The following is a 26,930-nucleotide window of genomic DNA, read 5'->3' as shown; positions in this document are numbered from 1 at the left end:
TTCATTAAGTTCTTATTGAAAAAATCTGATTGGAGTAGACGAGTGAAGGGTGTTTTCACCCATTCATCGCCACAAAGTCCTGCTTTGCAATACTGCACTGCTTATCTAGGTACACAGCCAAATCTGCAATATTTACAAACCACTTCGCTTGCTTGTTGTCAGGCTCACTTTTAAACACAGGAAAGGGTAGATCCTGAGAGTTGGCACGACGGTTCGCATGTTTGATATCCATGTGTGGGAAATAATCATTCACCACGGTTTCAAGCAGAACCACTGGAGAGCCATAGCGCAGCATCAAAATATGATACGAACTGAGTTGAAGCTGATTATTGAGCATCGTACTTCTCCAGGGCAGACTTGATTCGGTTAAAGGTGTTCAGATCCACTTGTACAGGCAGCACATGCGGGCTAACAAAATGGAACGTGATGCGGTGTTCATTGTTCAGTGTGTGCAGTACCACGTTATTGATATTTCGGAGATGAACCACATGTTCGATATGGTTCAGGTCTTTGAAAATTAGCATCAAAACTTCTCCAGACAATCGATAATTAAATATGCTGAAAAAAGAACACCCATAAATGAAAAGCTTAAAATCTTAGTTGGCATGATCATCACCACTGAGCTGTTGCAACCATTGCTTTATAGATAGCGAGGTGATCATTTGTTGAATGAAGTAATTCAGCAGCAACTTGTTTTTGGCGATCTGTAGGTTCAGATGGCACTAGAACATAGCCTTTAGGAATAGTTTTTGATTTTGCGCATTCAAGCCATGACATGAGGAGAGCAGTAACATGACTAGCATGTTCAATGACAGCTTCATCTTCACCCAATTCAAAATGGCGTTCTGACCAATTTGGCTCATATGTACCGTTGCCGTCATTGCACTCTTCCCAAACTAAATCATCTAGATAGCCGCCACATTCAACAAAATTTCGCTCAAACGCCTGGCGTTCTTCTTCAGGACAAATTTCATAGCGATAAAGCTTTTTAGGTTTTGCCCATATAGCCATCACATGACCGAATTCATTTTCAGAAATTGAAATTAAAAACCAATTTGGGTCTTGGTCTGGTTTTGAAGGTGACCATTGTTTAATAGCTTTATAATTGAGCTTCTCTAACCATAGCTTTTTAAGTTCTTCATCTACATCATATTCAAAATAAACATAAGCTATATCAATATTGAAATAACGTTTCATATCAATAAGTGCTGAATCATAAAAATAATCAAAGTGATCAGATTTTGAAATGGTATATATTTTAATTTCAGGGTGAGTCCAGACACCATATTCATCGCGTTCAACAGCGACAGGTTTTAATTGCTGAATATCCATCGATCAAGCCTCCAGTACTTTTTGTGCACGTACAGCTTTCCAAACTGCTTGAGTCCAAGTGACTTTTTCAGCTAAGTCAATGAACTCATAATCGTGAGCAGCAGAAATAAATGCGTTGGCTTGTGCAACTGCTATATTGAACTCATATGCTGAACTAGCTGAGCCAATCGCTTTGATTGAGGACTCGATTTGAGAAACGGCTTTATTTTTGAAAAAAGCGTCATCACGAACTGGTTGAGCAAAGTCTTCTGCAAATAGGCGAGAATGAATAATTGTGTCGAATTGGTCATTTGATAAAAGAGTTTTTTTCATAACATAAAACCTAAGTTAGATTAGATATTGAATAAGCTAAGCCATCTTAGATTTTGTGTCAATAAAATATTCTAAGTCATCTTAGAATATTTTTTATTAGATTGAATTATAGGAACTTTTTGGAAGGCTCAAATTTTCCAATATATTTGCCTTTATATATGCAATTTTCTTTTAGTGGAATAATATTTGGTTGGAAATTTGGATTTAAAGCTTGTAAATACATACTATTAGGCTCTCTAACAAGGGCTTTGAAAGTTGCTTCATCATCACATCTTACAACGACCATTTCGCCAGTTTGTATATGTTCTATTGATATGTCAGGGTCAATACAGATATAGTCACCATCTTTAAAATGAGGTGCATTGCTTGTACCTTGTACAATCATATAAAAACTATTTTTCCCTGCATTTGGTGGAGCTGGGAGCCATTTATCAATTTCATGAGCTTCTAGCGATCTTACATTAGTCCAATTCCCTGCTTGTACATAATCTAAAACAGGTAACATTCTTGAAATCGGTCTAAAATCTTTAACTGATTCACTTACTTCATGTTGCCCATATTTTATATATTCAATAGAGGAATCAAGCATTCTTGCTAAAGTTTCAAGGTTTTCATATTTGGGTTCATTTACATCTTTTTCCCAAAATCCGACTGTAACATCGGAAACACCAACTAAATCTCCTAATTTTCCTTGAGTTAATTTTTTCTCTTTTCTAAGTTTTTTGATTCGAGAGCCGATAGTTTCCATAAAAAATCCCACTATAAGTATCTAAGCTATCTTAGCTATTGACTATCAAAGATAAGTTGTGTCTAATTAAATCTAAGACAACTTAGATTTTGGAGTTAATATGACTCGTCAAGAAGCAATGGAATTACTTGGCTATAAAAAACTGATTCAGCTTGCAGATCGGCTTGAACTTACAACATCTGCAATTGCTCAATGGCGTGATGGTGAAGACATTCCAGAATTCCGTGAATATGAGATCAGAGAGTTAGCTGCGGGTCGCATTCCAAAGCGTTTGCAGAAGTCTAAACAAAATGTAACTCGCACAAATAACTAAAAAAATGAATTATTTTCGGAGTTTTAAACATGCAACTCACTAGCTTACAACGTCGTGAACTGACAGTTATGCCTTTAACGATGGCACTCAAAGCAGCCGTTTACCGTCACAATGATGATTCTGTTATGGCACAAATTGCTGAAAAAAACGGTTTTAACATCAACACTTTTCGCAGTTCATTAAACCCCACCACACCAACCCATAAGCCGAATATCTTTCACCTTGAAGCGATTCTGTCAGAAACCCGTGACCCTCGCATTATGGACAGCATTTGTGCAATTCATGGCAATGCTGCATGGTTTGAGTTGCCAAAAGTTGAAGTCTCCAGCCAAGCAGATTTTGTTTTAAAAATTGGAAAACTGGCAAAAGAGCAGGGCGATCTAGCACAGTCAGTTGCTGGAGGAATTGCAGATCATGTGATTACTGAAGATGAACTGGCAATGATCCGTAAGGAAGCCTATGACCTGATTCGTATTGCATCGACCCTTTTAGCGATGGCTGAAAAGCATCATGAACTCACTGGAGAAGATTAATGGCTCTTACTTTTGACCAGGTGCGTGATGCAGCGCAAAACAACTGGAAAGATCTTATTTTTCCTGCATTCGCCATTACGGTTCCTGGCAAGAAAACTCAACATGGCCCATGCCCGATTTGTGGTGGTACAGACCGTTTTCGTTGTGATGATAAACAAGGCAAGGGTACTTTTATCTGTAGTCAGTGTGGTGCTGGAGATGGCTTTGCATTGATTGAAAAAGCACGTGGCTTAGATTATTCCTCTGTTTTAATAGAAGTTGGCGCAATACTAGGATTATCAGCAGACAGCAAGGTCAGTGAACAAGACCGTAAAAAATGGAGAGAGAAAGCAGAAGCTGATCAAGTTGATGTTGAGCAGAAAAAAATTAAAGCGCAGGCAACAGCCGCAATGCGTGCTGCACGTACGTGGAAGGCTAAATCAGTAGATCGTGATTGTCCATATTTAGATCGTAAACAGGTCAAAAATCACGGCTGTAAAATTAATGGAAAAGGCAACTTACTTGTACCACTTTTTGACATCAGCGGAAAAATTTGGAACGTGCAAGAGATCCATGCCGATGGCCATAAGCCATATTTACCAGGTGGACGAGTGAATGATTGTTTTTACATCATTGGTGAAATCATAGATCAGCATCAGATTATTTGTATTGCGGAAGGTTACGCAACAGCAGCCAGTATTTTTGAAGCAACAAGCTATACGACAGTAGTGGCTTTTCAGTCGGGCAATATCGACAAGGTAGGTATTGCTATCCGCTCCAAATATCCAAATTTACAGCTTGTTTACTGTGCAGATGATGACAGTGCAACATTAAACGCAGGTCTAAAAGCTGCGAATAAAGCTGTGGCTGCTACAGGCGGCATTATTGTATTACCCGATTTTAAAATAGTGGAGCACGTATGAGTCTTGAAGAAAATAACGAGCAGCCACAAGCCAAAGCTAAGCCACCATCTGACTTTAACGACCTGCATGTACTTGCAGGGTTAAGTGAAGTGCGTCGGCAAATCAAAGGCGCAATTGAGTCTTCTGATTTTGCTATAGATTTTCCCCATACCCCTTTAAATACCGCAAACCACTTTTCAGGTGAAATGGTCGAAAATGGTGCGGAAAATGACAATATAAATCCTGTGAATGATGATTTTGTTTTAGATTTTGCACCGCCAATGAATGGGCATTCTGAATCTGGTACGGCAAAAATAGAGGGGAATGGGGAAAAAACAGACCCAATTAAAGATAAAGTTCATGAAAAATTACAGGATGCTTTGCAGCGTTATGCTGTTATTGCATGCAGTAATGACGCATTTGACTATAAAACCAAGCATAAATTTAAAATTTCATCGCTTAAACATACTCTAAGCAGCATTTTTAAGATTTGGTACAGCCATGAAGACCGTAAAACCATTGAAAAAGCCGACGTTGAGCAGCTTCTAACTGAAAATATGGGTTCTATTGCGCCGAATATGAGTAAGAACTGTATTTTGCTCAAAGGTGAAACTTTCATTTATGATAAATCACTCAATCGTGTTGTGTCATGGTCAGCAGCACAACTGATGTATCCAAAAGAATATAAAGAATGGATTGAAAGTCAGACTCGCAGTGAAATTGACTATGAAAAATTGATTTTTGACCCAACCCGAAAAATCGACATTGACCCCAATTACATCAACACCTTTGACGGCTATGCTGCAAAAGAGCTACTGGATCAGGAGCAGAACCGACTAGAGCACAAGCAAGTTGTATCTCGTTGTTTGGGGATATTAAAAATGATTCATAGTTTATGTAATGGCGATAAAGATATTCAGCGCTGGTTACTCCAGTGGTTAGCCTACCCATTACAAAACGAAGGTCAAAAGGCTCATAGTGCTGTGCTAATGGCAAGTCACATCCAAGGTTCAGGTAAAACCACATTATTTGAAAAGGTCATGGGTGGAATTTACGGTAAATACCATCGTGTAATTACATCTCAGGAACTTGAAAGCCCGCAATTTAACGGGTGGTTAAACAATGCAGCCTTTATTTTTGGTGAGGAAATTGCCACAAATGCTACCAAATATAATGTCACACCTTACCTAAATGCACTGATTACAGCTAAAAGTGTCACCATCAATGAGAAGCAGCGACCTCAGAAACAAGTCCCTGCCTATTTCAATATGGCATTTGCATCGAATGAAAATATCCCTTTTCCCTTGCAGGGTGAAGCACGTCGATGGTTTGTCATTTCACCACAAAACAAACTCGATGAAGAAATTAGTCAGCAGGTATATGCCGAAATAGCAGGGGATGGATTAGACGCATTCTATACCTGTCTTTTAAATGTTCCCTTAGATGATTTTAAACATGATAAGCCACCGATTACAGATGCAAAGCGTGCATTAATTAATGCAAGTAAGCGATCTATAGAGGTTTTTATTGATGAGTGGCTTGCAGGTGAAACCAAATATCCATGTGCCAGTTGTAAAGCACAGCAGCTCTACGACGCATATAAAGAATGGGCATCTTCAACACTTGAGCATAAATATTCATATCGAAAATTTACCGAGGATTTGAAAAAGATTGATGGAGTTGAATTGCTTGAGAAACAGAAATGGAGATACATGCGAGAGGAGGGACAGTCTTTATTCGTAAAGGTCGGTGAAGTTCCAGAGGATAAGACTGCAATGGATTGGTATGGCGAGTGTATGAATGAGTTTGATAAGGGGATACCAAATGTGCTTGACAAATAATTGTGCAAATCCTAAGATTTGCCATGTAAAAACAATGGCTTATAAGCCATGTCAGGTGAACGAGGGGAACGACAAAAAGCCTTGTTCACCTACTCGTTCACCTAGTAATACACTGAATTTAAAAGTAATTCAGGTTGCAGGTGAACGAGAGAACGACTTTTTACGCGCACACGTGGGAAATTATTTTTTATCTCTCCTTATTTTAAATTTTCTATATAGCCCCTCTGTATTTATTTTTTTTGCTCTTACGCGCGCGCGTATTTTTATATTCACTCGTTCACTTTTAATGAAAAAATATATAAAAACAAATGCTTATCAGGTGAACGAGCAGGTGAATGACTGTTTTTCTCGTTCCCCTCGTTCACCTGTCATTCACTTACGTGCTATTTGAGGGCTAGCCAATGGAAAAGTTACTGCGTTATTTAAATCCAAAGACTGTGAATTTTGATGCAATGCCTTCAAGTGGTGTTCCTTCACTGACAGCAGCTGATGTTTGTATCATGATGAGCTATGCTCAATTATCACCACTACAAGACAATCTCATTCGCCTGAAGTGCTTTGGTGCAAACTCAACTGAGAATATTGAAAAGTTTGCGTCTGTATTGCTTATTAAGTACCAAGATCAATTTAATCAAAAAGATTTATCTAGTATTTATCATTTGGCTGTCGTTCGAGTTGCATTGATTGAGTTCTGTAAAGTCCCAGCAAATTACAAGCCGACCGAACGTAGTCGTGAAGTATTATCAGGTTTTAGTGACTCAACTGTACGTAAGTATTTAAAGAAACATATTGATGCTGTTTTGGATGATTTTAAACATGAGTATGAGTTAGGTGAGGAAAAGATTTTTAATCAGCTTTATAAATCTAAGTGAAATTAGATATTGACATAAAAGCAAATTTGAATTAATTTTTCCCACAATGGAAAACTGTATTTAACGCTGTAGTTTCCAGTTTTAAGGTTTATACCGCTTGCTTGTACGAAGGCAAGCGGTTTTTTTATGGAGAAATTATGCTTAAACCCATTTGTACATGTTCACTGGTTAGCTAAAGACTGTTTGAGTGAACACGTTTAGACCTCACGACAGAAGGTACAACCCATGCAGTTTATCGCGCATGGATGGGATATGCAGGAAAGCAATAATCAAGTTGGGAGTGATGCCCCGCCATACATGCAGAACGAAAGCTGAAAACTAAAAATACTGTGCCCATCCAGTGGTTTTTAAAGTAGGTGAGTAGCGTCTAGCCCCGCGAGAGATTGGGCAAACAAGCCACCTTCGGGTGGTTTTTTTATGGGAGTGACTATGGCTCAAAAAGATGATGTTTGGGAAAAGCGCAAGCGTGCACGCCAAGCTGATGATGATGCTTTGGCACGACGTGACCATCTGCTCTCCAGAGTAACAAAGTCAGACAATGAAAAGGCTTGGGAAAAAGCAGGTGCTGAATATCTAAAAGCAAACCAATGGTGTGATGAGTGCGACAAGCGTGGCTATATGACTCCTGCTGATTATGTTGTGCATATCACTGCACCGAAAGATAGTCAGGTTTTATTTTGGGATATACGCAACTGGAAAGGTGTTTGTACCAATTGCCAACGTCGTTTGGTCGGGACTGCACCGTTGAAGTTTCTTGATCCAATTCCACAAGATGCCAAGCTCTATACGGTGAAGTGATATGCGATTACCTAGTCTTAAATCAAACAGCCTGCCGTCACTGGGTAGTAAAGCTCCAGTATTAGAGCGTAAAGAAAACTTTGGGCAAGGTCGTGGTGGTCGTCCGTGGCGACGCTTGAAGCAATCAGTGCATGAGCGTGACCTGTGGACATGCTGCCAGTGTGGGCGAGTCACGATGGATCTGGAGTGTGACCACATCATCAACAAGGCTCAAGGTGGCACAAACGATATGAACAACCTCCAGTCATTATGCAAAGACTGTCACAGTAAGAAGACCATCAAAGAAAGCAAACAAGGTCAGGGAGTAGCACGATGAAACAGTTAGATATTCAAGTTGACCAGATTCATCCTGACATGGCTTTGATTGTAGTACGTGCTGACTTCAACAAGCTTGGTTCGATTGAAGCTGTCCGAGAGTTAGGTTCACAGATTCAACAAGCCTTTCAAGTGACTGGCAAGCCTGTTGCCTTTATGCATGATGGCATGACCATTGAACAGCTCACCGTGGAACAATTAGAACGACTTGGATTTCAGTCAATTGATCGTGGAACATCTTAAAAAATGAAATTTAAGTTTATGAAACCACGAAGTTTCCAGTCATTGCACAAGATTGGTGCATATTATAACGGCTGGGGGGTATCAAAAAATAAATTAGCATTGGCTGATGGACACCGCCCCCTTCCTCACGTGCAAAAAAAATCCCATTTTGGGCTAAAAATAACTAAACATTTTTGAAAAACTGGTAAATCTCAGTAAGTTTTTCCAAAAACTAAGATTTTGAGGTAAACAAATGGCTTTAACTGCAAAGATGAAGGCATTTGCCCAAGCAAAGTTGCAGGGCAAGTCAAATAAAGAGGCTGCTGTCTTGGCTGGCTATTCTGAACGCTCTGCGACGATGCAGGGCAGCCAGCTCGCAAAAAATCCCGAGGTCATTGCCCATCTGGCGAGCTTGAATCATCAGGGGGGCGGGGGAATTGAGCATATGCCTTTAGGTGAGGCAGCAATCAATGCTGAACTTAAAGACATGGATACTGTAACCAATTCCTTAGAGTTTTTGCAATATATTTATAAAAATCCACGTATTGATCGTAAGACTCGGATTGAAGCAGCCAAAGCTGCATTGCCTTATGAACATGGAAAGGTTGCAGAAAAGGGAGTGAAGCAGGGCCGTGATGATGCTGCGGGTGATGTCTCGGAAAATGACAATGATTTTGCAACGGCTGGCAATCAACGTGCAGCACGTGGTCAACAAAGAGTGAGTTGATATGTCTTCAATGTCCCCGATCTGGACAACAGCTTGCCCAGACTGGGAAAAGAAGATTTTAGCCAAAGAATCTCTGATCGCTTGCAAGCCGTTGTTTCCAGAAGAAGCCCAAATGGCTTTAAATGTATTTAAAAAACTTACACTGGTTGACGTTGCTGGAAAGCCTAAAGTTGGTGAGGTTACGGGCGAGTGGGTTTTTGAATTTGTTGCTACAATTTTTGGTGCTTATGACTATGAAAAAAATGAGCGCCTGATTAATGAATTTTTCCTGTTAATCAGTAAGAAAAATACAAAATCGACCATTGCTGCGGGCATTATGCTCACTGCAATTATTCTGAATGATCGTCATTCGGCTGAATTTATTATTTTAGCGCCTACGAAAGAGGTTGCAGATAATTCATTTAAACCGATTCGAGATATGATTCTTGAAGATCCCAAGTTAAAAATTCTATTTAGTATTTCTGAGCACACTCGAACAGTCACGCATCGGAAAACTAAAGCCGTATTGAGCGTTGTTGCTGCGGATACGGGATCGGTAGGTGGTAAGAAAGGGGCTTATATCCTGGTCGATGAGCTATGGATTTTTGGTGAACGTGCCAATGCTGAAGCAATGCTTGAAGAAGCAACAGGTGGTATGGCCTCATTCCCTGAAGGTTTCTTAATTTGGTTGTCTACTCAGTCGGATAAACCGCCAGCAGGAATATTTAAAAAGAAATTAGATTATGCGCGGAAAGTACGTGATGGTGAAATTGATAATCCATCCTTTTTACCGCTGTTGTATGAGTTCCCTGATCAGATGATTCAGGATGAACGTTATTTAGATCCTGATTATTTCTATGTGACCAATCCCAATTTGGGGCGCTCTACACATATTCGATTCTTGCTCAATAAATATGCCCAAGCTCAGGAAAATGGGGATGATTCAGTCCAAATTTTCTTGGCTAAATATTTGAATGTCGAAATCGGCATCAACAAGCGTGCAGATCGTTGGGCAGGAGCTGACTTCTGGCAATTATCTGCATACAAGGACAAGCTTTTTATCGAGTCCATTTTAGATCTCAGCGAAATTTGCACTGTTGGATTTGATGGTGGCGGACTAGATGACTTGTTTGGTATGGCTGTCATTGGTCGTGATAAGCATGACCGTTCGATCTGGTATTGCTGGAATCGTGCCTGGGTTCATCCGATTGCTTTAGAACGTCGTAAAGAAATTGCTCCAGTGCTCAAGGATTTTGAGCAGGCGGGGGAATTGGTGATTGTCCAAAATATTGGGGATGATGTCAGCCAAGCTGCAAAGCTGTGTAAGCGTATTTATGATGCAGGAAAGTTTCCAGAAAAAGCTGCAATTGGATTGGATAAATTAGGCATGCCATCGCTTCAGGATGGTTTGCTTGAAGAAATTCCTTTTGAATTATTGATTGGTGTACCTCAAGGCTTTCAGTTATCAGGCTATGTACAGACAACAGAGCGCAAAGTTGCTGAGGGTAAATTTTTACATGCAGGGCAACGCATGATGAACTGGTGTGTTGGCAATGCGAAAGGTGTTTATCAGGGCAATGCCTTGACGATCCGCAAGCAAGAATCAGGCAAGGGCAAGATTGACCCACTGATTGCCACATTTAACGGGGTTGCTTTGATGTCAATGAATCCTGAGCCACCAGTGCAGAATCATAGTGTTTATTTTGTATAGGGACTTATATGAATGTTCATGAAATTCAGTCGCAAATGACAGATTTGCGGCATGTGCAGTCACATTTAGGTGCCTGTACAACCAGTGGAAAAACCCCTGAAGAAATCGCTCACATTGATGAGCGATTTTTTTTGGCTTGTGAAGACCTCAGTGTTTTAAAGGCTCGTTTGAATCAGCCAGTTAAGTCAAAGCGAGGTAAATAAATGGGGATTCAACAGACTGAAGTTCATAAAAAAGTTATCTCAGCTTATTTTACTGAAAATGAGATTAAAGCAATTTTGTTGGAACATGTTCTGAAACAAGTTGGTTTGGATAGTCCAAGACCAGGTGCAGAAGTTAGATTAAGTAACTCAATGGGTAGTCGTGGCACTGAGTACAGTGCACGTTGCACGATTGAAGTTAAATTGCCTGATCCAGCAGATCATTCAGAATGCTGTTGTGAAAGAACTTCCCCACCAAAGAAACCTTAATTTTAAAACCGCCGATTTGGCGGTTTTTTTTGGAGTTTAAAAAATATGAAGCTCGCGTATAGCTTGCTGAATGTCAAAGCATTTAATGAAGACCAATGGACACTGGAAGGCATTGCCACAACACCTACACCTGATCGTGTAGATGATGTTGTTGAGCCAAAGGGTGCTCAGTTCACTTTACCAGTACCATTTTTATGGCAACACGATAAGCAACAGCCAATTGGTCAAGTAACTGATGCAGTTGTCACAGATGCAGGCATTCAAGTCAAAATTCAGTTAACTAAACCTGATCAGGTTGAGTCTGAAGAGTTAAAGCAGCGCCTGCAAACAGCCTGGGACAGTATTAAAACAGGTCTAGTTCGTGGGCTTTCCATTGGTTTTCGTGGGCTTGAGGTTGCCGATATTCAAGGAACTTGGGGATACAAGTTCATTAAATGGGACTGGTATGAGCTTTCAGCCGTGACTATTCCTGCAAATCAAGAAGCCACCATTACAGGCATTAAATCACTTTGCAATTCTGGCAAGCAGCAAACTCAGTCAGAAAGTCAGCAAGAAAAATCTTTGCCATGTACGCCACCTATTTCAACAAATTCAGCAGCTCCAGTACCGAAAGTAGGTGGGGTAAAGCTGCTTGAAACACCTAAATTTAAATCTACTGGAGTGAAACTCGTATGACTTTGCAAGAACATATCGACAAAATTAAGGCAACTATCCAAGATACTCAGAAAAAAATCTCGGGTGTAATGGATAAATCATTAAAAGAAGGTAAAACCCCTGAAGGTGATGATGAAACAACAATTAAGGGCTATGAAGCTGAAATTGCAAACCTTCAATTAAACTTGAAACGCCTTGAAGATATTCAAAAAGGACAAGCCGATTGGGCTGGAAATACCACACCTGTTGCAGGTAATACTCCACAGGAAGGCAAAGACTCAACACAAGGTAAAAAATCAGTTACAACTGAAAGTAATTTACCAAAAGGGATTGGCTATGCCATTGCTGTTAAAGCCCAAGCAGTAGCTGCATTAAGCAAAGGTGCAGTAACTGCATCTCAAGTGCTCGAATCATGGCAAGCGCCAGAAATTGTTAAAAATGCAGTGACGCAAAAGGCTTTAGTGGGTACAACTACTGAGGCAACATTTGGTGCTGCATTAGTCGATTTTCAGGTGCTTTCAAATGAGTTTATCGAGCTTTTACGTGGAAAAACTGCTGTAGATAAACTTGCAGCTAAGATGCGTCAAGTCCCGTTTAATATCAAATTAGCATCTCAAACAGGAACTTCAACAGTTGGTTGGGTTGGTGAGGCGAAAACCAAGCCTGTGACTAATCCAAAATTTGATAGTGTGACTTTAACCAAGTCAAAAGTGGCTGGTATTGTCATGCTTTCAGAAGAGCTTGTTCGCTTTTCAAATCCTAAAGCGGACAGTCTTGTTTTGGATGATTTACTTAAATCTACAGCTGAATTTATTGATGGGCAATTCTTTGACCCAGCAAAAGCTGAATCGGCTGATAGCCCAGCATCTATTTTACATGGTGTGGTTGCTATTCAAAGTTCTGGTGTTACTGGTGCTGCAATTGAAGCAGATTTGACCGCAGTGATTAAGCAGGCAACTGACGCTGGTCTGACTTTGGAGGGTGCAACTTGGGTGATGTCAGAAACTCGTGCAGCACAACTAAGTGTATTACGTGATGCTTTGGGTAAAAAATACTTTGAAGGCATGAATATCAATGGCCTTAAAGAGCTGCTTACTTTACCTGTCGAAATCTCAGCGGCATGTACTGATAAAATTGTGTTAGTCATTCCATCTCAAATCCTCTTGGCTGATGATGGCGCTGTAGATTTTGCGATTAGCTCAGAAGCATCAATTAATACGGGTACTGATGCAGATCCGATTTGGGTCAGCCTATACCAAAGTGATTTGATTGCGATTCGTGGTGAGCGTTTTATTCGTTGGAAGCCACGCGGTGTTGCGGCAGGTTATATTCAATTTTAATGCTCCAGTTATTTAAAACCAAAGCCCCTAAATTGTTAGGGGCTTTTTATTGAGTAGAGAAAATGCCAAAAGTTAAATTTTTGAAAGATCTTTGCTCTGGTCAGGCTGGATCTGTACATGACCTTCAAGATTATGAGGCAAATGTTTTGATTCAATTGGGTGCTGCTGAGGTTATTTCAGATAATCAATCGATTAAGCCTGCTGAACAAGATAAAAAATCTGCAAAAAAAGGTGATTAAATGGGCATATTGAGTAAGTTTTTACGCAAAAAATCCATGTCACCTGTTAGCGGTGGTGGGTGGTCTCCAATCATAAATGAGCCATTTACAGGTGCTTGGCAGCGAAATATGGGGTTAAAGCGTGAAGATTTACTATCTTTTCATGCCGTTTTTTCATGCGTTTCGCTGGTTTCTAAAGATTTAGGAAAACTTCCTCTCGAATTACGTAAGAAAGATGGGGAAGTTTGGACGACGGTTAAAGATCCACGCTTTAAGTTTCTACAGAAGCCCAATCGTTTTCAGACTATGCAGCAATTTATTGAGCATTGGGCAATTTCAAAACTGACACGTGGTAACACCTATGTTTTGAAATTTCGTGATGCCTTTGGCTTAGTGCAGCAGTTATTTGTGCTGAATCCTGATCTTGTCACGCCATTGGTTAGTGATGCTGGTGAGGTTTTCTATCAGATCGGGATCGATAAACTTGCACAGCAATCACAATCGATTATTTTGCCTGCATCTGAAATTATTCATGATCGCTGGAATTGCTTTTATCACCCGCTGGTAGGTCTAAGCCCAATTTCGGCATGTGTCCTTGCCGCATCTGGTGGGGTTGCCATACAAAACTATGGTGCAAATTTCTTTCATAACATGAGCCGACCAAGTGGAATTCTGACTGCACCAGGGAAAATTGCTGAGGATGATGCCAAGAAAATCCGTGATGCCTGGAACCAAAATTATTCATCGGGAAATATAGGTAAGACCGCAGTACTTGGCGGTGATATGAAGTATGTCCAGCTCAGTATGCCTGCTTCAGATGCTCAATTGATTGAGCAACATAAGCTTTCTGCCGAAGTCTGTTGTTCAGTTTTCCATGTACCAGCATTCAAGATTGGTTTGGGGGGTATCCCGCAGGGGCAGAAAGTTGAAGACATGAACCTCATTTACTATGTGGACTGTCTGCAAAGCCCAATCGAAGCCATTGAAAATCTACTAGATGATACCTTTGACTTAAAAGCTTTAGGTCTGGAAGTGTTTTTCAATACGGATGGTCTTATTCGTATGGATAGTAATTCACAGATGACCTATTACAGCAATGGTGTCAAAGGCGGGATTATTGCACCGAATGAGGCTCGTATTAAGTTCAATCTGAAGCCTGTTTCTGGTGGTGATACACCCTATATGCAGCAGCAAAACTATAGTTTGGACGCTTTGGCTAAACGTGATGCGAAAGATGATCCATTTTCGAGTAATTCAGGAAAATCTACGGGGGGTAATGATGGCTCTAACGGTCAATGATGTTGCCAGAAACTTAAAATATGACGATGGTTTTGATGTAGACGATTTGCAAATGCTATTAGAAACAGCAGAGCAAGCCGTTAAAGACCACGTTTCAACAAAGTTTGATGCTGAAAATAAAATTCAGCAACGGGCCATTTTGTTGCTATGTGGTTATTACGACCAGTACCGCAACATTGAAAAAGAAATGCCTAGCAATGGGTACTTTCTGCCTGAACCAGTTTTGGCAATTTTAAATCCATATTACACACCTTTGGTGCTATAGCAATGGAAGAATTTATTAACTGGGTACAACAATCGCCATGCTATACCACACTTATTTTCTCGCACGGTGAACGCCTATTTATTCATGAAAATGGCGTATTTCGTGTGATGGCGATTCAATTGGCTTGGGAGGCATGGCAAAAATGACATGTAAATCTTGTGAAGAACGTAGACAGTGGATTAAACAGCAAGTCGAAAATGCAAAACAGTCTTGGCAACGACTCATCAACAGAAACAATCAACAAACTACTCGAAGCGATGACAGCGCAAAGTCAGATGATGACGAGTCTGATGCAAACAGTAGTAACTCAGAATCAACAGTTGATCGTAATAGTGGATCAGAACAGTCAATTGATGAATCAGGTACAAAGTCTGATTGATTTGATCGGTGATGAAAAGCCTGATCCTGATAAGCCACAATTTATGGATGATTAATTTATGCAAGCTGGCGCTTTAAGACATCGTATTACGATTCAGCAATACGTTACCGCTGGACGTGACAACAACGGTATGCAAACGGCTGCGGCTTGGGTAGATTTTGCGACAGTTTGGGCATCGGTTGCAGACTTGTCTACCAAAGATATGATTGCGGATCGTGCAGCTCAAGGGACATTACAAGCTCGGGCCACGATTCGTTATTCTTCAAAAGTTGCTCAAGTAGATACGACATATCGAGTTTTGTTTGATGGCGTATTGTATCGCATAGATGGTAATCCGAAACATGACTTAAATAGTCGTCGTGAATATCTGACTTTGAACCTTGCTGAAGGTTTAAAAGAATGGGAGTGATCTATGGCAGAACAATATATTCATGGTTTGGGTGAAGTCGAAGCTAAGCTTGCAATGCTGTCAAATGGTAAAGCCGCCAAAAATGCTGCTAAACGTGCAACGCGTAAAGCAATGGCAGTTGTGCGTAAAGCTGCAATTTCTAACTCAAAACTTGTGGATGACCCAAGAACGACTGAACGAATCTGGAAAAACATAACGATTAGAGCGGGCAGAATTTCAGGCGAAAATGTGATGATGCGTGTCGGAATTCGTGGTGGTGCGCGGTATTATGTGAAGTCTAAAGCCAATATTCGTAAAGGTTTGGCTGGGAAAACCTACAAAACCGATGGCGATAAGGCGAATCCTGGTGGTGATACTTTTTATTGGCGGTTCATTGAATTTGGGCGAGGTGATGTAATTGCTAAAAATAAAACAAAAGTTTTAACTAATGGTGTTGATTTTTTTGGGAAAAAAGTCGAGTCCGCGGCAGCACGTCCGTTTATGCGTCCAGCATTGCAGAACAACATCAGTAATGTGACAAATGATTTTGCAGCAGTATTTAGTGCAGAAATTGATAAGGAGTTAGCAAAATTATGATTCCTGTTTTTAATGTGCTAAATGCCAATACTGATGTGGCCGCATTAGTTGCAGATCGAATTTATAAAGATTTAGCACCTGAAAATACTCAATATCCATTCGTGACATGGTTCATTACAGGTGGTGAACCTTTTAATGATATTGATGAACCTGCAACTGTGGATCGCTTGCATCTTCAAGTTGATTGTTACGGAAAAAACGAAAGCGAAGCGTATGCAGTATATAAAGCGGTACGTTCTGCACTTAAATATCAATGCAATATCTCGGGTTTTGTGAATACAGGTATACCGCCTCAAGGTTCACGAAGTATGAGTTTTGAAGCCGTATGGCTGAATGATTCAGATTAGTTTTTAAAATTTAGCAAGCACTCCATTTGGGGTGCTTTTTTTATGCCAAAAAATTGAGGAGTAGCTACTCATGGCACGTATTAAAGCCCAAGGAACGAAGATTTATGCCTTAGTTGCAGGCGCAATTGTTCGTTTCACTTGTTATAACGCAGTTGATTTAGGTTCTGATTCAACGTCTAAAATTGATGTAACGTGTTTAGATGATGAAGAAAAATCTTATGAAAAAGGTATAGTTGATCCTGGTGAAGGTACTTTGACTGTTCAGCTTGATGATGAAAATACATCGCATGCAACTGCGCTAAGTCTTGCTGAAGCAGGAACAGAACTAAGTTGGTTTGTCGGTTCAAAAGGTGATGATGCTGCACCGACTGTCACCAACGGCAATGTAACGCTTCCGACAACTCGAAATTGGGCAACATTTACGGGTTACCTGAATAAATCAGCTCCAAAAATTGAAGCGGATGGTGTCTGGACGTATGCCTTCCCGCTGGTGCGTACCAGTTCTGTGAATACGATTCTTCGTACCCCTTAACTCTTAGCCCCTTATGGGGCTATTTTTTTCGAGAACAACATGGCTAAAATCGATTTTAAAAAAGCGAAAAATTTAACAAAGACGGGCGCTCCGATTGAGCGTTTAGTAAAGTGGTTCGTTACTGTAAATGAAAACAACATTGAAGAACTAAAGGCTTTAACTGCTAACGCAGAACTTCAAATTGATGATTCGGTTGAGTTGGAAGGTCAAGTATTCATTAAGCGATTAAACTTTAAAGCAGGACGGGATGCGGCAAAGTCTTTTGATTGGGATATTGATTTTGAGAACATAGAAAACTCTAAACTTAAATCAGTAGACTCTGACCGCTTACAAGCTGCCCAAATTTTGGGGAGTGTATGTTTGGATGAAATGGGCAAAGCTTTCTTTGATTCTATTCAAGACGTGTACGATTCAGACCCAAACTTTATTGCAGCCGTTTATAAACTTTCCGATGATATAAATAATTTTTTGGGAAAGTCACGGACGAAGAACTTGAGCGAAACGAACTCCTCTGTGAACTCGTCCTTAACGGAATTGGCGGAAGAACCATTGCAGAAGCAGAGCAGCGAATCAGTTTAGCGGAAATGGCAATTTGGCGAGCCTATCGTTTTAAACGAGGTAGTTTGAACATTGGTCGCCGAGTTGAACAAGCTGTAGGAAACCTGATGGCGTTTTATCATAATGGTAAAGTTAAAGAGCAACATCGAATTGATGCTTTGTCACTTATGCCACATGAAGACATTCCAGAAGAACCTGAAATGGATTTGTTTGATGCTTTAGCCACAGGGTTGGTATAAAAAATCTAATTAAAAGTTAGCTTTTTACTAAAAAACTAACTAAGATTAGATTTCGCTAGAGTGATTGACAGAATGTGCAAATCCATTTACTTTAAAAAGGCATCAGCAAAATCTGATGTTTGGATTGGTCTCCAATTATGTCAAAAGGTCAAATGACCGCTGTAGCGGTTTTTTATTGCCTATAGCTTTCTGCACCCTGTAGAAAAGCACCCGTTATGGCGGGTTAGGTGGGAGCACTTCGGTGCGCCAGAACCTTTTGACTGGTAAGACCAATCCTACTTAACTCGCCACCTAAATTGATTGGTCTCAATCGGTGGTGAACATTCCTATATCAAAAGGGGTATTCATCATGAATGCTATTTCAAATTTTACGTTTCATGAATCACACAATATTCGCATCATTGATATTAATGGTGAACTTTGGTTTGTTGCTGCTGATATTGCAAATGCACTAGATTATCCATCAGCACCTCAAATGACACGTAACTTAGATGCTGATGAAGCTGCTATGCACAATCTGCATATCAGGTCTGAGAATGGTGTAGAGCAAAGTCGACCAATGACAATCATTAATGAATCTGGGTTGTATTCATGTATTTTAAAAAGTCGTAAGCCTGAAGCAAAACAATTTAAAAAATGGGTCACGTCTGAAGTTCTGCCAAGTATTCGTAAAACAGGTAAATACGATATTGCACAATCTGAACCGCGCGAATATTTAACCAGTGCAGATATGCAAAAAATTAAACGCTTGGTGGTGGTCTGTACACATCACGTTGGACGCAAGGATGCCTTTACCAAAGCAATTCATTATGCTTTGCGTCAGGCAACGGGTGTGCCATCACCCAATAAATTTGAGGTTAAGCATTTACCTTTATTAGCTAAAGAGTTTCAGCGTATTTTTAGCATTGTAGAGCCGTATTTTAATGCTCGTGATGAATGTGAACAGCTAATGATGAAGCATTTGCTACGTGAAAATGCACCGATTCAGTTGTTGGATGGGTTGTTAAATGATATGCGAAAATCTGTAAACACCTATAGTTTGAGTAAAAATGAACAGTTACAAGGATTATTTAATGCAGATTGTTTGGCATTGATGAGTCGAAATACTGGTTAATTTAAGCTAGCTTTAAGGTTTTAAATTCGCTAACCTCATTAAATAATCATTTGATGGGGTTTTGGTGTGAAAAAAATAATATTGGTTTTTTGCTTTGCTATGCTTAGTTTAAATGGTTGTAGTAAAACAGAAAAAAGTAAGCCTATAGACCAAAAACAGGGTTCTGATTTAAACAAATATGCTGAGGAGCAGAAAGATAAGGCTGCAAAAATTGTAAATATTAATCCTAAAATGGATATAGTTAATTTAGCAAAGTGTACTGCTGCATCAATGAAAATAGGTCAGGGTATTGGAATATATAAGGTTTGGACTGAAGAATTAACAAATAGATATAGAAAAATTTATCCAGATAAAAGTGTTTCCGAGCTTGATAGCTATGTAGGGGAACGTATAACTGATAAGTTACGTTCTTTGCGTGAATCAGGGTTTGATAGCCAGCAAGCATTTTCTAAATATTACGATATGAACTGCAAAAACTAATTCTAATAAGATTGAAAAGGTGAAATATGAGAAAAATAGTTTTAATGTCGGTTTTGGCTTTGGTTGGGTGTGTACAAGCTCCGATTCAATTGCCTTCAAATGTTTCAACCGTTAGTATGCAAACAGGTGGGAAGCAAACGCAAATTGACAAGATTGATGAGTCATTTATATCTGAAAAACCATTAGCATTTAGTAAGATAAAATTTTGTGGTATAGATTCATTTTCGAATAATAGTGTGACATTGCAAGATACGGCTGGAAGTTTTGTGGGGCAATATACGGGGAACTACTATCAAAAAAATAATAATCAGGTCGTTGGTGGTGGTAGCTCTATTAAATATCTTGATGAAAATAATAAAATTATAGTGTTCACAGGAAATATTAGAACTAAGCCGCAAATGGGTGGTTTTGTTGTAGATATTATTCAATATGATGCAAAGATATGGGATGAGGGTGGGAAAACAAAACTTGTATTCCAAAATATTCTAAGAGCGCAAAAAAACAGTGGATCAGTATCAAATGATGGCTTTAATCCAGTTGGAACATGGGGTGGTGCACGCGCACCAGTAGTTGTAGATACAATTCATCAACTTGCTGAGAAATTTAAAGTCTGTGTAAACAACAGTTAATATACTCTTATTGAAAATCACCGCCGAAAGGCGGTTTTTTATTGCCTGAAATTTGGAGAAACACATGGCAACAGCATCACTTGGGCGCTTGACACTAGATCTTGTTGCCAGAATTGCAGGTTATACAGAACCTTTGAGCCGCGCAGAAAGACAAACACAGAAGTCAACCAAAGCAATTGCAGAATCATTTGATATTGCAAGCCTTGCGGTAAAAGGCTTTGTTGCAGTTACGGGTGGTTTGTCTGTCGCTGGTATTGTTGCATATAGTGAAAAAGTCATTAATGCTGGTAATGAAATTGAACGCTTTGCAAAACTTTCAAATGCGTCGACAGGCCAGTTTCAATACTATGCCAAGGGTGCTGAAACTGCAGGAATTAGTATCGAAAAATTTGCAGATCAGATGAAAGATATGCAAGACCGCATAGGCGATTTTCAACAAACTGGCGGTGGGCCATTGGCAGATTTTTTTATAAATATTGCCCCACGTGTTGGTGTAACTATTCAACAATTTCAAAAGTTAAGTGGACCAGAAGCCTTGCAGCTTTACTACAACTCTTTAGAAAAAGCTGGCGCGTCTCAAAACGACATGAAGTTCTATATGGAAGCAATCATTTCTGATTCTTCTTTGCTTATTCCGCTTTTACAAAACGGTGGTGCAGGCTTTAAAAAATGGGGTGATGCTGCAAAAAATGCAGGGGCAATCATGTCGGATGACATGATTAAAAGTTTAACTAATGCAAAACAAAATTTACAGTTATTAGATTTGCAGTGGCAGGGTATTCAAAACACATTAATAAGTGGTGTAATTCCTGTTGTTGAAGTTGTTGCTGATAACTTTGATAAAGTTGAAGCGGCTGCTGTTGCATTGGCTGCGGTAATTGGGACTCGTCTTGCTTTGTCGTTTGGATTAGCTGGTTATCAAGCGGCTGCGAGTCTTGTTGAATATACACGTTATCAGATCGCACTTGCTCGAATGGCTGGAGAAACCATTACTTTGACTACGGTTACACGTGGTTTGGGTGGCGCAATGCTTAGCCTTGTCGGTGGGCCATTAGGTTTAATTGCTTTGGGTGTACAAGTTGCAATTGCAGGCGGTACTTACTATGCGATGACTCGAAAAACTGAAGATGCAACAGATGCATTTGATAGTCAAGGTAAGTCAATTTCTGATTTGGTAGGACATTACAACAATTTAAGTAGTGCTAAGAAAAAAGCATTTGCCTATGATGCTGCTGAAGACTTAAAGAAAACACAACAGGCTTATGATGATGCAAACGCAGCGTTTTATGATTCTGCTGTACAAATTGCTTATGTAAATGCAAATAGTAAAGATGCATTAAAAGCTGTTGATGATCTGGTTGCCAATTTCAAAAATGGCAAAATTTCAGCGACAGATTTTGCGGATGGAATGTCTAAACTTGGGATTTATACTGACCAACAGATTGCAACTTCAGTTAAATTTGCTGAAAAAACAGATAGCGCAAAAACAGCTTTAGATAACCAAAAAAAGGTTGTTGATGCATTGTCTGGTGTGACAGATACAAATAGAAAATCTCAAGAAAAATTAAACATGGCTTTATCAGATCAAGCCCGTTTATTAGGTATCATGCCAGATAAGTGGAATACTTATACACAGAAGCAGCGTGAAGCATTAACTAACATTTTGGGAGATAAGCAACGTCAGGATTATATTAATTCAAATGTAAAAGCGGGCGCTAGTCGTGAAAAAGCTGAATATTTTGCAGATTTTAAAACATCGTCGGGGATGAATTTAAATACAGCATTAGATAAAGATCAGTTACGTATTGCAAATATGGGGTTTAGTCAAAAGAACTACGACTTAAATAACGATGACAAAAAGAGAATCTCTGGAGCAGTTGCTGCGGTAGTAAAATATAGCTTGGAAGATGTAGCAAAATCAGGTGGTTTGCCAGCAGGTTTAATTACTGGGTTAATTGCAACAGAGTCTGCTGGTAATATTAATGCAAAAAGCTCAACAGGGGCTAAGGGCTTATTACAAACTACACAAGTTTTTAGAGATCAGTATGCAAAAATACTTCAAGGAGAAGTGAATAATCCTGTCAGAGACACACAAGCCGCAACCCAAGACTTGATTAAAAATTACAAAAAATATGGTAATTGGCTTGATGCTATTATGGCGTATAACGGTGGCCCAGCTGGTGTAGATGCGCTCAAAGCTGGTCGTATCTCAGATCGTGTTCGTACTAAGAGTGGTTACCAAGAAATTGGTGGTATTGGCTATTTGTCACCCGCTAAAGCTAAAGAGATGCAAAATCATGGACAACGAGTATTAAAGTATGCGGCAGGTGCTAATAACAGCACTAAAGTTGATACGTCAATGTCTATGCCATCACAAGCTGATCAATTAGCTGCTATGGCGAATATGCTTCAAGCAGATCAAGACCACCAAAATAAAGAGCTTGAGCTTAAGAAAAAGTATTACACCAAAGAGCAACTACTTGCTCAGGATAATACCGATGCCAAAAAAGCGATTAATTCTACTTTGACTGGATCAGCACGTACAGATGCTTTAGCAAAACAGGCTGAGCTATATAAAAGTCAACTCATAACCCTACATGCTCAAGAGAAGGAGGAATATAACCAGCTACATGCTTTTGAAACAGATCGTATTACTCAGTTAAAAAATGAGTATGCAGTTAAAAAGCAGCTTATAGATGCTGATTTGAGTAAGAAGCAACCTGAGAAAGACGCAGATAAAGCAACGCTAGATCGTCAAATGCAGTCTGAAATTGATGCAGTCAAACGCGAAGAAGCTCAGCAAGTTTTATCTGCAAAGCAAGCGACTATGGACTCAATTGAGTATATGAAACAGCAGTATGCATTTGAACGTGATGGAATTGTTAAGGACAAAACGTTGTCTGATGAAGCACGAAAAGACTTACTTGCTGCAAAAGATGCAGACTTTCAGCATAACTTAAAAAATGCTGAACTTGAGCGTGATAGTCGTATTCTGAATGCAAAAGAAGGATTGGTTTCAGAACAAGCATTGCTTGTTGAGCGTTACAAGCTTGAGCGTGATTTGTTGAAAAACACAACAGGCATAAGTAAAGAGGAGATTGATATTCGTTGGGCTTATTTAGAATTGGTTCAACAAAAAACGCTTGATAAAGCAGCGAAGGATGCACAAAAGTCATATCAGCAAGCCTATTTATCTGCTATTGGGTTTTCAGCAAATCAGTTTGATGTAAACAAGCAAACAATTGCTGATTTGCACAAGGGCAGTAATGATTTACGTGAGTCACAGCTTGCGTCAAGTAAGAATGCTCAAAATGGCTTAATAGATGAGTTAAAAGATAAACATAGTAACAATCTTTTATCAGAACAAGACTATCAAACACAATTGACTGCAATTGTGACTAAAGGCGAACAAGAACGTGCACAAATTCTCGCTGATGCTGCAAAGCGTGAGCAAGACATTCAACTTGTTTCTAAGCAACTGCAATTGCAGACAGAATTAAGTTACGGTGAGCAGATTTTTGGCTCTATGACTGACATGATGAAAACGGCATTTGGAGAACAATCAGCAGCATATAAGGCTGCATTTGCTGTTCAAAAAGCATTTGCAATTGCTCAGTCTATTATTGCAATTCAGCAGGGTATTGCTCAAGCCGCTGCGAATCCGTGGCCTGCTAACTTAGCAGCAATGGCTTCTGTTGCAGCTGCAACTGCATCAGTTATCTCTAACATTTCTAGTGTTGCAGCAAACTTTGCAACAGGTGGTCATGTCCGTGGTGCGGGAACTGAAACGTCAGATTCAATTCCTGCAATGCTTTCTAATAATGAATATGTATTGAAAGCAAGTGCAGTAAAGCAATTGGGGGTTAGTACGCTTGACTATATCAACCAAACAGGGAAATTGCCTGCTATGCGCGCTGATGGCGGGATTGTTGGTGGTACTAAAACGTTGGATTTTAATGCGGGTAGTGCTTTAAGTGCAAATTTAGATGTTCAATTAGCACAAAATTCACAAACAACGCAAGCAAGTCAACCGCAACATTTGCAAATTAACAACATTTTAGACCCATCCATCGTGGGTGATTTTATGGGAACCACTGCGGGTACTCGTGTCTTCACCAATTTTATTCGGAATAACCGTAGTTCAATCAAGGCGATAATCGGATGAGCAAAATTGAAATTAAGTTAGAGCAACGCAATGTACTTACTCCTGAAGCTGTACAGCAGTTTATGCAGTCAGATCGTGGGAAAAAGATATGTCAACGATATTTGGATGGCATGAAACAGAAGCCGATGCGTAAAAAGCATTATTTTCAGCGACTGATTCATAAGTTTTTTGGTTAATAGCTATAGATCTTAATTTAAGTGAGCTTTATAGCATTATTAAATTTCATATAAGACACAACTGCTATAAATAGTGGTTTTTTATTTTATAGGTCTTAAATGATCGTAAATACCAATTTGTATGGTGATCTGATTTTGCTCACCACGCCTGTACTGGTTGGGGCAAATGAAAGTATCAGCTTTAAAACCGATATTTTTGAAGCCTCGGACGGTACAGAACAACGCACTCCACTCAAGGACAAAGCTCGGCAAACGCTGAGCTTTTCTTCTTTGAGTGTACGTCAAGCTGTAGCTCAACAGTTCAATGTGCAGTGGGGCGGAGTTCGTCAACTTTGGGCTGTGCCACTGTATCAGGAACGTCAATTTGTAGGTGATGTCAGCAGTGATTTCATTGCCTGCAACACCGACATTTATGATTTTCGGGATAATTCTCTGGCATTGCTGAAGAATGCTACTGACTTACAACTGGTCGAAATACTTGAAGTACAGGCAACAGGGTTAAAACTGAGTGAAGTCATTCATTTTGACAGCGCAAAGTTATACCCAGTGCGAGTCTGCTTTATTAACAGGGACATCACCCGCAATATCAGTGGCATTCATGCCTCCATGTCGGTTGACTTTGTTGTAGTCGATGAGCCAGCGATTGAGCCTGATACTCCAGTGCAATTCTTGGGCGATGATCTGTATTTCTTTGGGTTAACGTACTCAGGAAATGCTATGGAAGCCAAGATAAATCAGCAGCAGAATATTTTAGACAATGAAATGGGCGATATTTACCAAAGTTCCGACTGGAATTTTGCCCGTTACAGCAAGCAGTATCGGGCGGTGCTGAAAGGGCAGCAGCAGATTCGTGACTATAAGAATTTTCTGTTTCGGCGGCAAGGTCGTTATCGCCCGTTTTGGCTACCCACCTATGAATCCAATTTACGCAGTAAAAGCACGGGAACAGTCACCACAACGCTATTGGTTGAAGCCGATCAATACAAGCAGCTTGCCGATCAGCGCAAGCATATTGCAATCAAATGCAATGGTATTTGGACAGCACACACAATCACGGCATCTGCTTTAACGTCAGTCTCTACCGTGCAACTGACGATTTCACCTGCGCTGAACAAGGCTGCAGCGAGTATTCAACGGATTTCCTATCTGGGGTTACATCGCCTCGATGCTGACAACATCACACTAAATTATCAGGGGGCAGGTATTGCCGAGGTTGCTGTGCCGATTCTGGAATTGGGAGTTTAAATATGTTTGGACTTTTTGGAGAAAGAACCCGACGTGAGCTTTATACCATCGTGCGCGGTGCACAAATCTTTCGTTATAGCTCAGGAGATAAGGATGTCATTGTTGGCGGAGTTACCTGGACTAAGTTGGCCATTAAACGCGGTTCAATCAGCTCCAGTAGTGATCTGGAGAAAAATAGCCTGGAAGTGACCTTTGCGGCGGACTCTGAATTTGCCCAAAGCTGTCTGCGATCGGCACTGGAAGAGGTGGTTTTTCTGACACTCAGCAAGTATCAGAGCGGTACAGTTTCATTACTTTGGCAGGGACGTTTAACTGGTGTCAAGCCTGACGCTGCAACCATCGTTCTAACCTTTGAAAATGACTATACCAGTCTGGCGCGCGTGGGTGCACGTTACAAGTACCAGCGCACCTGTTCACATGACTTGTATGGCACAGGCTGCAAACTGAATAAGGACGACTGGAAAGTTAGAACAACACTGGTTTCGGTGAACGGAAGTGCAGTCGCGCTGCGCGGTCTTGAGAGTTATGTCGACAGTTATTTCAGACTTGGCATGTTGGAAAATAGCAATAGTGTGAACGTTGGCATCGAAGCCAGTTCTGGCAATAGCATTACCTTGATTCGTCGACTTGATTCACTCGCTGATTACCTGACTACGGATGAAGCACTGCAGGCACTGGCTGATGCGACAACCGCACTTGCCACGGCTGAAAGTAATCGGGCCACAGCACAGGAAAATTTTGATGCTGCTGTTGTGGATCGTGATGCACTTGATCCAAGTAGTCCGACTTATGCAGATGATTATGCAGCAGCACAAACAATTGTCCATCAGGAACAGATTGACTTAGATGTTGCACTTGCAGCCAAAATAACAGCTCAAGCCAGCTACGATACGGCCGCTGCCAATGTGCATTATGTCTATGTTTATCCTGGTTGCATGAAATCACTAACTGCCTGTGATGGCTTTGGCAATACCGACAATTTCATGGGTTTTTCTTTTATTCCTGAAGATAACCCGACCACAACGAGGATTATATGATTTGGGTATGGGCAGCGATTGCCGTTCTTTCGATTTTTACCGTATTACAAGCCCGCAAAGGTATCAAATCAACATTGAGCGCGGGCAAGCTTGAAGCAACCACTGCTGATGAAGGTTCATCCATTCCCGTGATTTTTGGCACCTGTGATGTTGCACCCAACTGCGTGGCTTTTCAGGCGGGCACACCGCAAGCCATCAAGAAAAAGGCATAACT

Annotated in this window: 38 protein-coding genes; 34 read left to right on the top strand and 4 right to left on the bottom strand. The window is 40.2% G+C overall.

Features of this window, described 5'->3' with window-relative positions; genetic code table 11:
* Positions 1-55: 55 nt before the first annotated feature.
* From F975_RS09545 to F975_RS09525, 4 genes are all read right to left on the bottom strand, one after another.
* Positions 56-337 carry a pyocin activator PrtN family protein gene (locus tag F975_RS09545; protein WP_004752724.1) on the bottom strand — a complete coding sequence of 94 codons (282 nt, stop codon included), beginning with the start codon at positions 335-337 and terminating at the stop codon, positions 56-58.
* 275 nt (positions 338-612) lie between these two features.
* The gene (locus F975_RS09535; protein ID WP_004752720.1) at positions 613-1,332 is read right to left on the bottom strand and encodes a hypothetical protein; all 720 of its coding nucleotides are present in this window, start codon (positions 1,330-1,332) and stop codon (positions 613-615) included.
* A 3-nt stretch (positions 1,333-1,335) separates the two neighbouring features.
* Entirely contained in the window at positions 1,336-1,644 is a 309-nt protein-coding gene (locus F975_RS09530; protein WP_004752718.1) for a hypothetical protein, read from the bottom strand.
* 106 nt (positions 1,645-1,750) lie between these two features.
* Positions 1,751-2,392: a LexA family protein gene (locus F975_RS09525; RefSeq protein WP_004752716.1), complete on the bottom strand. Its 642-nt coding sequence runs from the start codon at positions 2,390-2,392 to the stop codon at positions 1,751-1,753.
* Between the two features lie 100 nt (positions 2,393-2,492).
* Here F975_RS09525 and F975_RS09520 point away from each other — a divergent pair, with 100 nt between their 5' ends.
* The 34 genes from F975_RS09520 (at position 2,493) to F975_RS09365 (ending at position 26,928) form a co-directional block, all read left to right on the top strand.
* Positions 2,493-2,705 carry a Cro/CI family transcriptional regulator gene (locus tag F975_RS09520; RefSeq protein ID WP_004752714.1) on the top strand — a complete coding sequence of 71 codons (213 nt, stop codon included), beginning with the start codon at positions 2,493-2,495 and terminating at the stop codon, positions 2,703-2,705.
* A gap of 29 nt (positions 2,706-2,734) precedes the next feature.
* Positions 2,735-3,238 (top strand): phage regulatory CII family protein, encoded by a 504-nt coding sequence (locus F975_RS09515; protein WP_004752713.1) that lies wholly within the window; start codon positions 2,735-2,737, stop codon positions 3,236-3,238.
* The gene (locus F975_RS09510; protein WP_004752711.1) at positions 3,238-4,140 is read left to right on the top strand and encodes a primase-helicase zinc-binding domain-containing protein; all 903 of its coding nucleotides are present in this window, start codon (positions 3,238-3,240) and stop codon (positions 4,138-4,140) included. Before F975_RS09515 ends, F975_RS09510 begins: the two co-directional genes overlap by 1 nt.
* The gene (locus F975_RS09505; protein ID WP_004752709.1) at positions 4,137-5,960 is read left to right on the top strand and encodes a DUF5906 domain-containing protein; all 1,824 of its coding nucleotides are present in this window, start codon (positions 4,137-4,139) and stop codon (positions 5,958-5,960) included. The genes F975_RS09510 and F975_RS09505 overlap by 4 nt, the downstream gene beginning before the upstream one ends.
* 34 nt (positions 5,961-5,994) lie before the next feature.
* Entirely contained in the window at positions 5,995-6,351 is a 357-nt protein-coding gene (locus F975_RS09500; protein ID WP_212749272.1) for a hypothetical protein, read from the top strand.
* Positions 6,352-6,361: 10 nt separating this feature from the next.
* Positions 6,362-6,832 (top strand): hypothetical protein, encoded by a 471-nt coding sequence (locus tag F975_RS09495; protein WP_004752705.1) that lies wholly within the window; start codon positions 6,362-6,364, stop codon positions 6,830-6,832.
* 429 nt (positions 6,833-7,261) lie between these two features.
* Complete coding sequence (locus tag F975_RS09490; protein WP_004752703.1) at positions 7,262-7,630, top strand: hypothetical protein; 369 nt, start codon at positions 7,262-7,264, stop codon at positions 7,628-7,630.
* A 1-nt stretch (position 7,631) separates the two neighbouring features.
* Positions 7,632-7,946, top strand: coding sequence for an HNH endonuclease (locus F975_RS09485; RefSeq protein WP_034425926.1), 315 nt, complete (start codon positions 7,632-7,634; stop codon positions 7,944-7,946).
* Complete coding sequence (locus F975_RS09480; protein ID WP_004752701.1) at positions 7,943-8,188, top strand: hypothetical protein; 246 nt, start codon at positions 7,943-7,945, stop codon at positions 8,186-8,188. Before F975_RS09485 ends, F975_RS09480 begins: the two co-directional genes overlap by 4 nt.
* 232 nt (positions 8,189-8,420) lie before the next feature.
* Positions 8,421-8,894, top strand: a complete 474-nt coding sequence (locus F975_RS09475; RefSeq protein WP_004752700.1) for a terminase small subunit — start codon at positions 8,421-8,423, stop codon at positions 8,892-8,894.
* 1 nt (position 8,895) lies between these two features.
* Positions 8,896-10,584 carry a terminase large subunit gene (locus F975_RS09470; protein ID WP_004752698.1) on the top strand — a complete coding sequence of 563 codons (1,689 nt, stop codon included), beginning with the start codon at positions 8,896-8,898 and terminating at the stop codon, positions 10,582-10,584.
* A gap of 8 nt (positions 10,585-10,592) precedes the next feature.
* The gene (locus F975_RS09465) at positions 10,593-10,787 is read left to right on the top strand and encodes a hypothetical protein (protein ID WP_004752697.1); all 195 of its coding nucleotides are present in this window, start codon (positions 10,593-10,595) and stop codon (positions 10,785-10,787) included.
* Entirely contained in the window at positions 10,788-11,054 is a 267-nt protein-coding gene (locus F975_RS09460) for a hypothetical protein (protein WP_004752695.1), read from the top strand.
* A 45-nt stretch (positions 11,055-11,099) separates the two neighbouring features.
* The gene (locus F975_RS09455) at positions 11,100-11,729 is read left to right on the top strand and encodes an HK97 family phage prohead protease (RefSeq protein WP_004752693.1); all 630 of its coding nucleotides are present in this window, start codon (positions 11,100-11,102) and stop codon (positions 11,727-11,729) included.
* Positions 11,726-13,048: a phage major capsid protein gene (locus F975_RS09450; RefSeq protein ID WP_004752691.1), complete on the top strand. Its 1,323-nt coding sequence runs from the start codon at positions 11,726-11,728 to the stop codon at positions 13,046-13,048. Before F975_RS09455 ends, F975_RS09450 begins: the two co-directional genes overlap by 4 nt.
* A gap of 62 nt (positions 13,049-13,110) precedes the next feature.
* A complete protein-coding gene (locus tag F975_RS15715) occupies positions 13,111-13,287 on the top strand; it encodes a hypothetical protein (protein ID WP_004752689.1) in 177 nt (58 codons plus the stop codon).
* Positions 13,288-14,565 carry a phage portal protein gene (locus F975_RS09445; RefSeq protein ID WP_004752687.1) on the top strand — a complete coding sequence of 426 codons (1,278 nt, stop codon included), beginning with the start codon at positions 13,288-13,290 and terminating at the stop codon, positions 14,563-14,565.
* Complete coding sequence (locus F975_RS09440; protein WP_004752685.1) at positions 14,546-14,830, top strand: head-tail connector protein; 285 nt, start codon at positions 14,546-14,548, stop codon at positions 14,828-14,830. Before F975_RS09445 ends, F975_RS09440 begins: the two co-directional genes overlap by 20 nt.
* 2 nt (positions 14,831-14,832) lie before the next feature.
* Positions 14,833-14,976, top strand: a complete 144-nt coding sequence (locus F975_RS15855; RefSeq protein ID WP_004752683.1) for a hypothetical protein — start codon at positions 14,833-14,835, stop codon at positions 14,974-14,976.
* Positions 14,977-15,027: 51 nt separating this feature from the next.
* Positions 15,028-15,264: a hypothetical protein gene (locus F975_RS09435; protein WP_034425924.1), complete on the top strand. Its 237-nt coding sequence runs from the start codon at positions 15,028-15,030 to the stop codon at positions 15,262-15,264.
* A gap of 3 nt (positions 15,265-15,267) precedes the next feature.
* Positions 15,268-15,618: a phage head closure protein gene (locus F975_RS09430; RefSeq protein ID WP_004752680.1), complete on the top strand. Its 351-nt coding sequence runs from the start codon at positions 15,268-15,270 to the stop codon at positions 15,616-15,618.
* A 3-nt stretch (positions 15,619-15,621) separates the two neighbouring features.
* Positions 15,622-16,194 (top strand): HK97-gp10 family putative phage morphogenesis protein, encoded by a 573-nt coding sequence (locus F975_RS09425; protein ID WP_004752677.1) that lies wholly within the window; start codon positions 15,622-15,624, stop codon positions 16,192-16,194.
* Positions 16,191-16,541 carry a DUF3168 domain-containing protein gene (locus F975_RS09420; RefSeq protein ID WP_004752675.1) on the top strand — a complete coding sequence of 117 codons (351 nt, stop codon included), beginning with the start codon at positions 16,191-16,193 and terminating at the stop codon, positions 16,539-16,541. Before F975_RS09425 ends, F975_RS09420 begins: the two co-directional genes overlap by 4 nt.
* 70 nt (positions 16,542-16,611) lie before the next feature.
* Positions 16,612-17,073, top strand: a complete 462-nt coding sequence (locus tag F975_RS09415) for a phage tail tube protein (protein WP_004752673.1) — start codon at positions 16,612-16,614, stop codon at positions 17,071-17,073.
* A 39-nt stretch (positions 17,074-17,112) separates the two neighbouring features.
* Positions 17,113-17,652, top strand: coding sequence for a phage tail assembly chaperone family protein, TAC (locus tag F975_RS09410; protein ID WP_004752672.1), 540 nt, complete (start codon positions 17,113-17,115; stop codon positions 17,650-17,652).
* A 5-nt stretch (positions 17,653-17,657) separates the two neighbouring features.
* Positions 17,658-17,870, top strand: coding sequence for a hypothetical protein (locus tag F975_RS09405; protein WP_004752670.1), 213 nt, complete (start codon positions 17,658-17,660; stop codon positions 17,868-17,870).
* A gap of 349 nt (positions 17,871-18,219) precedes the next feature.
* Positions 18,220-18,984 (top strand): BRO-N domain-containing protein, encoded by a 765-nt coding sequence (locus tag F975_RS09400; protein WP_004752668.1) that lies wholly within the window; start codon positions 18,220-18,222, stop codon positions 18,982-18,984.
* Between the two features lie 66 nt (positions 18,985-19,050).
* Positions 19,051-19,464, top strand: a complete 414-nt coding sequence (locus tag F975_RS09395; protein WP_034425922.1) for a hypothetical protein — start codon at positions 19,051-19,053, stop codon at positions 19,462-19,464.
* Positions 19,465-19,490: 26 nt separating this feature from the next.
* Positions 19,491-20,093 carry a hypothetical protein gene (locus tag F975_RS09390; protein ID WP_004752664.1) on the top strand — a complete coding sequence of 201 codons (603 nt, stop codon included), beginning with the start codon at positions 19,491-19,493 and terminating at the stop codon, positions 20,091-20,093.
* A gap of 64 nt (positions 20,094-20,157) precedes the next feature.
* Complete coding sequence (locus F975_RS09385) at positions 20,158-24,258, top strand: transglycosylase SLT domain-containing protein (protein ID WP_004752662.1); 4,101 nt, start codon at positions 20,158-20,160, stop codon at positions 24,256-24,258.
* Complete coding sequence (locus tag F975_RS09380) at positions 24,255-24,434, top strand: hypothetical protein (protein ID WP_004752661.1); 180 nt, start codon at positions 24,255-24,257, stop codon at positions 24,432-24,434. The genes F975_RS09385 and F975_RS09380 overlap by 4 nt, the downstream gene beginning before the upstream one ends.
* A gap of 99 nt (positions 24,435-24,533) precedes the next feature.
* Complete coding sequence (locus F975_RS09375; protein WP_004752659.1) at positions 24,534-25,679, top strand: hypothetical protein; 1,146 nt, start codon at positions 24,534-24,536, stop codon at positions 25,677-25,679.
* Positions 25,680-25,681: 2 nt separating this feature from the next.
* Positions 25,682-26,716: a baseplate hub domain-containing protein gene (locus F975_RS09370; protein ID WP_004752657.1), complete on the top strand. Its 1,035-nt coding sequence runs from the start codon at positions 25,682-25,684 to the stop codon at positions 26,714-26,716.
* Positions 26,713-26,928: a hypothetical protein gene (locus F975_RS09365; RefSeq protein ID WP_004752656.1), complete on the top strand. Its 216-nt coding sequence runs from the start codon at positions 26,713-26,715 to the stop codon at positions 26,926-26,928. Before F975_RS09370 ends, F975_RS09365 begins: the two co-directional genes overlap by 4 nt.
* Positions 26,929-26,930: the final 2 nt, after the last annotated feature.

The organism is Acinetobacter brisouisimilis, assembly GCF_000368265.1.
Classification (GTDB): Bacteria; Pseudomonadota; Gammaproteobacteria; order Pseudomonadales; family Moraxellaceae; genus Acinetobacter.
This window is presented reverse-complemented; position numbering and strand designations above follow the sequence as displayed.

Bases quoted from the DNA above. Each gene is read 5' to 3' on its own strand.
- F975_RS09545 (WP_004752724.1), bottom strand. From the start codon at position 337: ATGCTCAATAATCAGCTTCAACTCAGTTCGTATCATATTTTGATGCTG.
- F975_RS09535 (WP_004752720.1), bottom strand. From the start codon at position 1,332: ATGGATATTCAGCAATTAAAACCTGTCGCTGTTGAACGCGATGAATAT.
- F975_RS09530 (WP_004752718.1), bottom strand. From the start codon at position 1,644: ATGAAAAAAACTCTTTTATCAAATGACCAATTCGACACAATTATTCAT.
- F975_RS09525 (WP_004752716.1), bottom strand. From the start codon at position 2,392: ATGGAAACTATCGGCTCTCGAATCAAAAAACTTAGAAAAGAGAAAAAA.
- F975_RS09520 (WP_004752714.1), top strand. From the start codon at position 2,493: ATGACTCGTCAAGAAGCAATGGAATTACTTGGCTATAAAAAACTGATT.
- F975_RS09515 (WP_004752713.1), top strand. From the start codon at position 2,735: ATGCAACTCACTAGCTTACAACGTCGTGAACTGACAGTTATGCCTTTA.
- F975_RS09510 (WP_004752711.1), top strand. From the start codon at position 3,238: ATGGCTCTTACTTTTGACCAGGTGCGTGATGCAGCGCAAAACAACTGG.
- F975_RS09505 (WP_004752709.1), top strand. From the start codon at position 4,137: ATGAGTCTTGAAGAAAATAACGAGCAGCCACAAGCCAAAGCTAAGCCA.
- F975_RS09500 (WP_212749272.1), top strand. From the start codon at position 5,995: ATGGCTTATAAGCCATGTCAGGTGAACGAGGGGAACGACAAAAAGCCT.
- F975_RS09495 (WP_004752705.1), top strand. From the start codon at position 6,362: ATGGAAAAGTTACTGCGTTATTTAAATCCAAAGACTGTGAATTTTGAT.
- F975_RS09490 (WP_004752703.1), top strand. From the start codon at position 7,262: ATGGCTCAAAAAGATGATGTTTGGGAAAAGCGCAAGCGTGCACGCCAA.
- F975_RS09485 (WP_034425926.1), top strand. From the start codon at position 7,632: ATGCGATTACCTAGTCTTAAATCAAACAGCCTGCCGTCACTGGGTAGT.
- F975_RS09480 (WP_004752701.1), top strand. From the start codon at position 7,943: ATGAAACAGTTAGATATTCAAGTTGACCAGATTCATCCTGACATGGCT.
- F975_RS09475 (WP_004752700.1), top strand. From the start codon at position 8,421: ATGGCTTTAACTGCAAAGATGAAGGCATTTGCCCAAGCAAAGTTGCAG.
- F975_RS09470 (WP_004752698.1), top strand. From the start codon at position 8,896: ATGTCTTCAATGTCCCCGATCTGGACAACAGCTTGCCCAGACTGGGAA.
- F975_RS09465 (WP_004752697.1), top strand. From the start codon at position 10,593: ATGAATGTTCATGAAATTCAGTCGCAAATGACAGATTTGCGGCATGTG.
- F975_RS09460 (WP_004752695.1), top strand. From the start codon at position 10,788: ATGGGGATTCAACAGACTGAAGTTCATAAAAAAGTTATCTCAGCTTAT.
- F975_RS09455 (WP_004752693.1), top strand. From the start codon at position 11,100: ATGAAGCTCGCGTATAGCTTGCTGAATGTCAAAGCATTTAATGAAGAC.
- F975_RS09450 (WP_004752691.1), top strand. From the start codon at position 11,726: ATGACTTTGCAAGAACATATCGACAAAATTAAGGCAACTATCCAAGAT.
- F975_RS15715 (WP_004752689.1), top strand. From the start codon at position 13,111: ATGCCAAAAGTTAAATTTTTGAAAGATCTTTGCTCTGGTCAGGCTGGA.
- F975_RS09445 (WP_004752687.1), top strand. From the start codon at position 13,288: ATGGGCATATTGAGTAAGTTTTTACGCAAAAAATCCATGTCACCTGTT.
- F975_RS09440 (WP_004752685.1), top strand. From the start codon at position 14,546: ATGGCTCTAACGGTCAATGATGTTGCCAGAAACTTAAAATATGACGAT.
- F975_RS15855 (WP_004752683.1), top strand. From the start codon at position 14,833: ATGGAAGAATTTATTAACTGGGTACAACAATCGCCATGCTATACCACA.
- F975_RS09435 (WP_034425924.1), top strand. From the start codon at position 15,028: ATGCAAAACAGTCTTGGCAACGACTCATCAACAGAAACAATCAACAAA.
- F975_RS09430 (WP_004752680.1), top strand. From the start codon at position 15,268: ATGCAAGCTGGCGCTTTAAGACATCGTATTACGATTCAGCAATACGTT.
- F975_RS09425 (WP_004752677.1), top strand. From the start codon at position 15,622: ATGGCAGAACAATATATTCATGGTTTGGGTGAAGTCGAAGCTAAGCTT.
- F975_RS09420 (WP_004752675.1), top strand. From the start codon at position 16,191: ATGATTCCTGTTTTTAATGTGCTAAATGCCAATACTGATGTGGCCGCA.
- F975_RS09415 (WP_004752673.1), top strand. From the start codon at position 16,612: ATGGCACGTATTAAAGCCCAAGGAACGAAGATTTATGCCTTAGTTGCA.
- F975_RS09410 (WP_004752672.1), top strand. From the start codon at position 17,113: ATGGCTAAAATCGATTTTAAAAAAGCGAAAAATTTAACAAAGACGGGC.
- F975_RS09405 (WP_004752670.1), top strand. From the start codon at position 17,658: ATGGCAATTTGGCGAGCCTATCGTTTTAAACGAGGTAGTTTGAACATT.
- F975_RS09400 (WP_004752668.1), top strand. From the start codon at position 18,220: ATGAATGCTATTTCAAATTTTACGTTTCATGAATCACACAATATTCGC.
- F975_RS09390 (WP_004752664.1), top strand. From the start codon at position 19,491: ATGAGAAAAATAGTTTTAATGTCGGTTTTGGCTTTGGTTGGGTGTGTA.
- F975_RS09385 (WP_004752662.1), top strand. From the start codon at position 20,158: ATGGCAACAGCATCACTTGGGCGCTTGACACTAGATCTTGTTGCCAGA.
- F975_RS09380 (WP_004752661.1), top strand. From the start codon at position 24,255: ATGAGCAAAATTGAAATTAAGTTAGAGCAACGCAATGTACTTACTCCT.
- F975_RS09375 (WP_004752659.1), top strand. From the start codon at position 24,534: ATGATCGTAAATACCAATTTGTATGGTGATCTGATTTTGCTCACCACG.
- F975_RS09370 (WP_004752657.1), top strand. From the start codon at position 25,682: ATGTTTGGACTTTTTGGAGAAAGAACCCGACGTGAGCTTTATACCATC.
- F975_RS09365 (WP_004752656.1), top strand. From the start codon at position 26,713: ATGATTTGGGTATGGGCAGCGATTGCCGTTCTTTCGATTTTTACCGTA.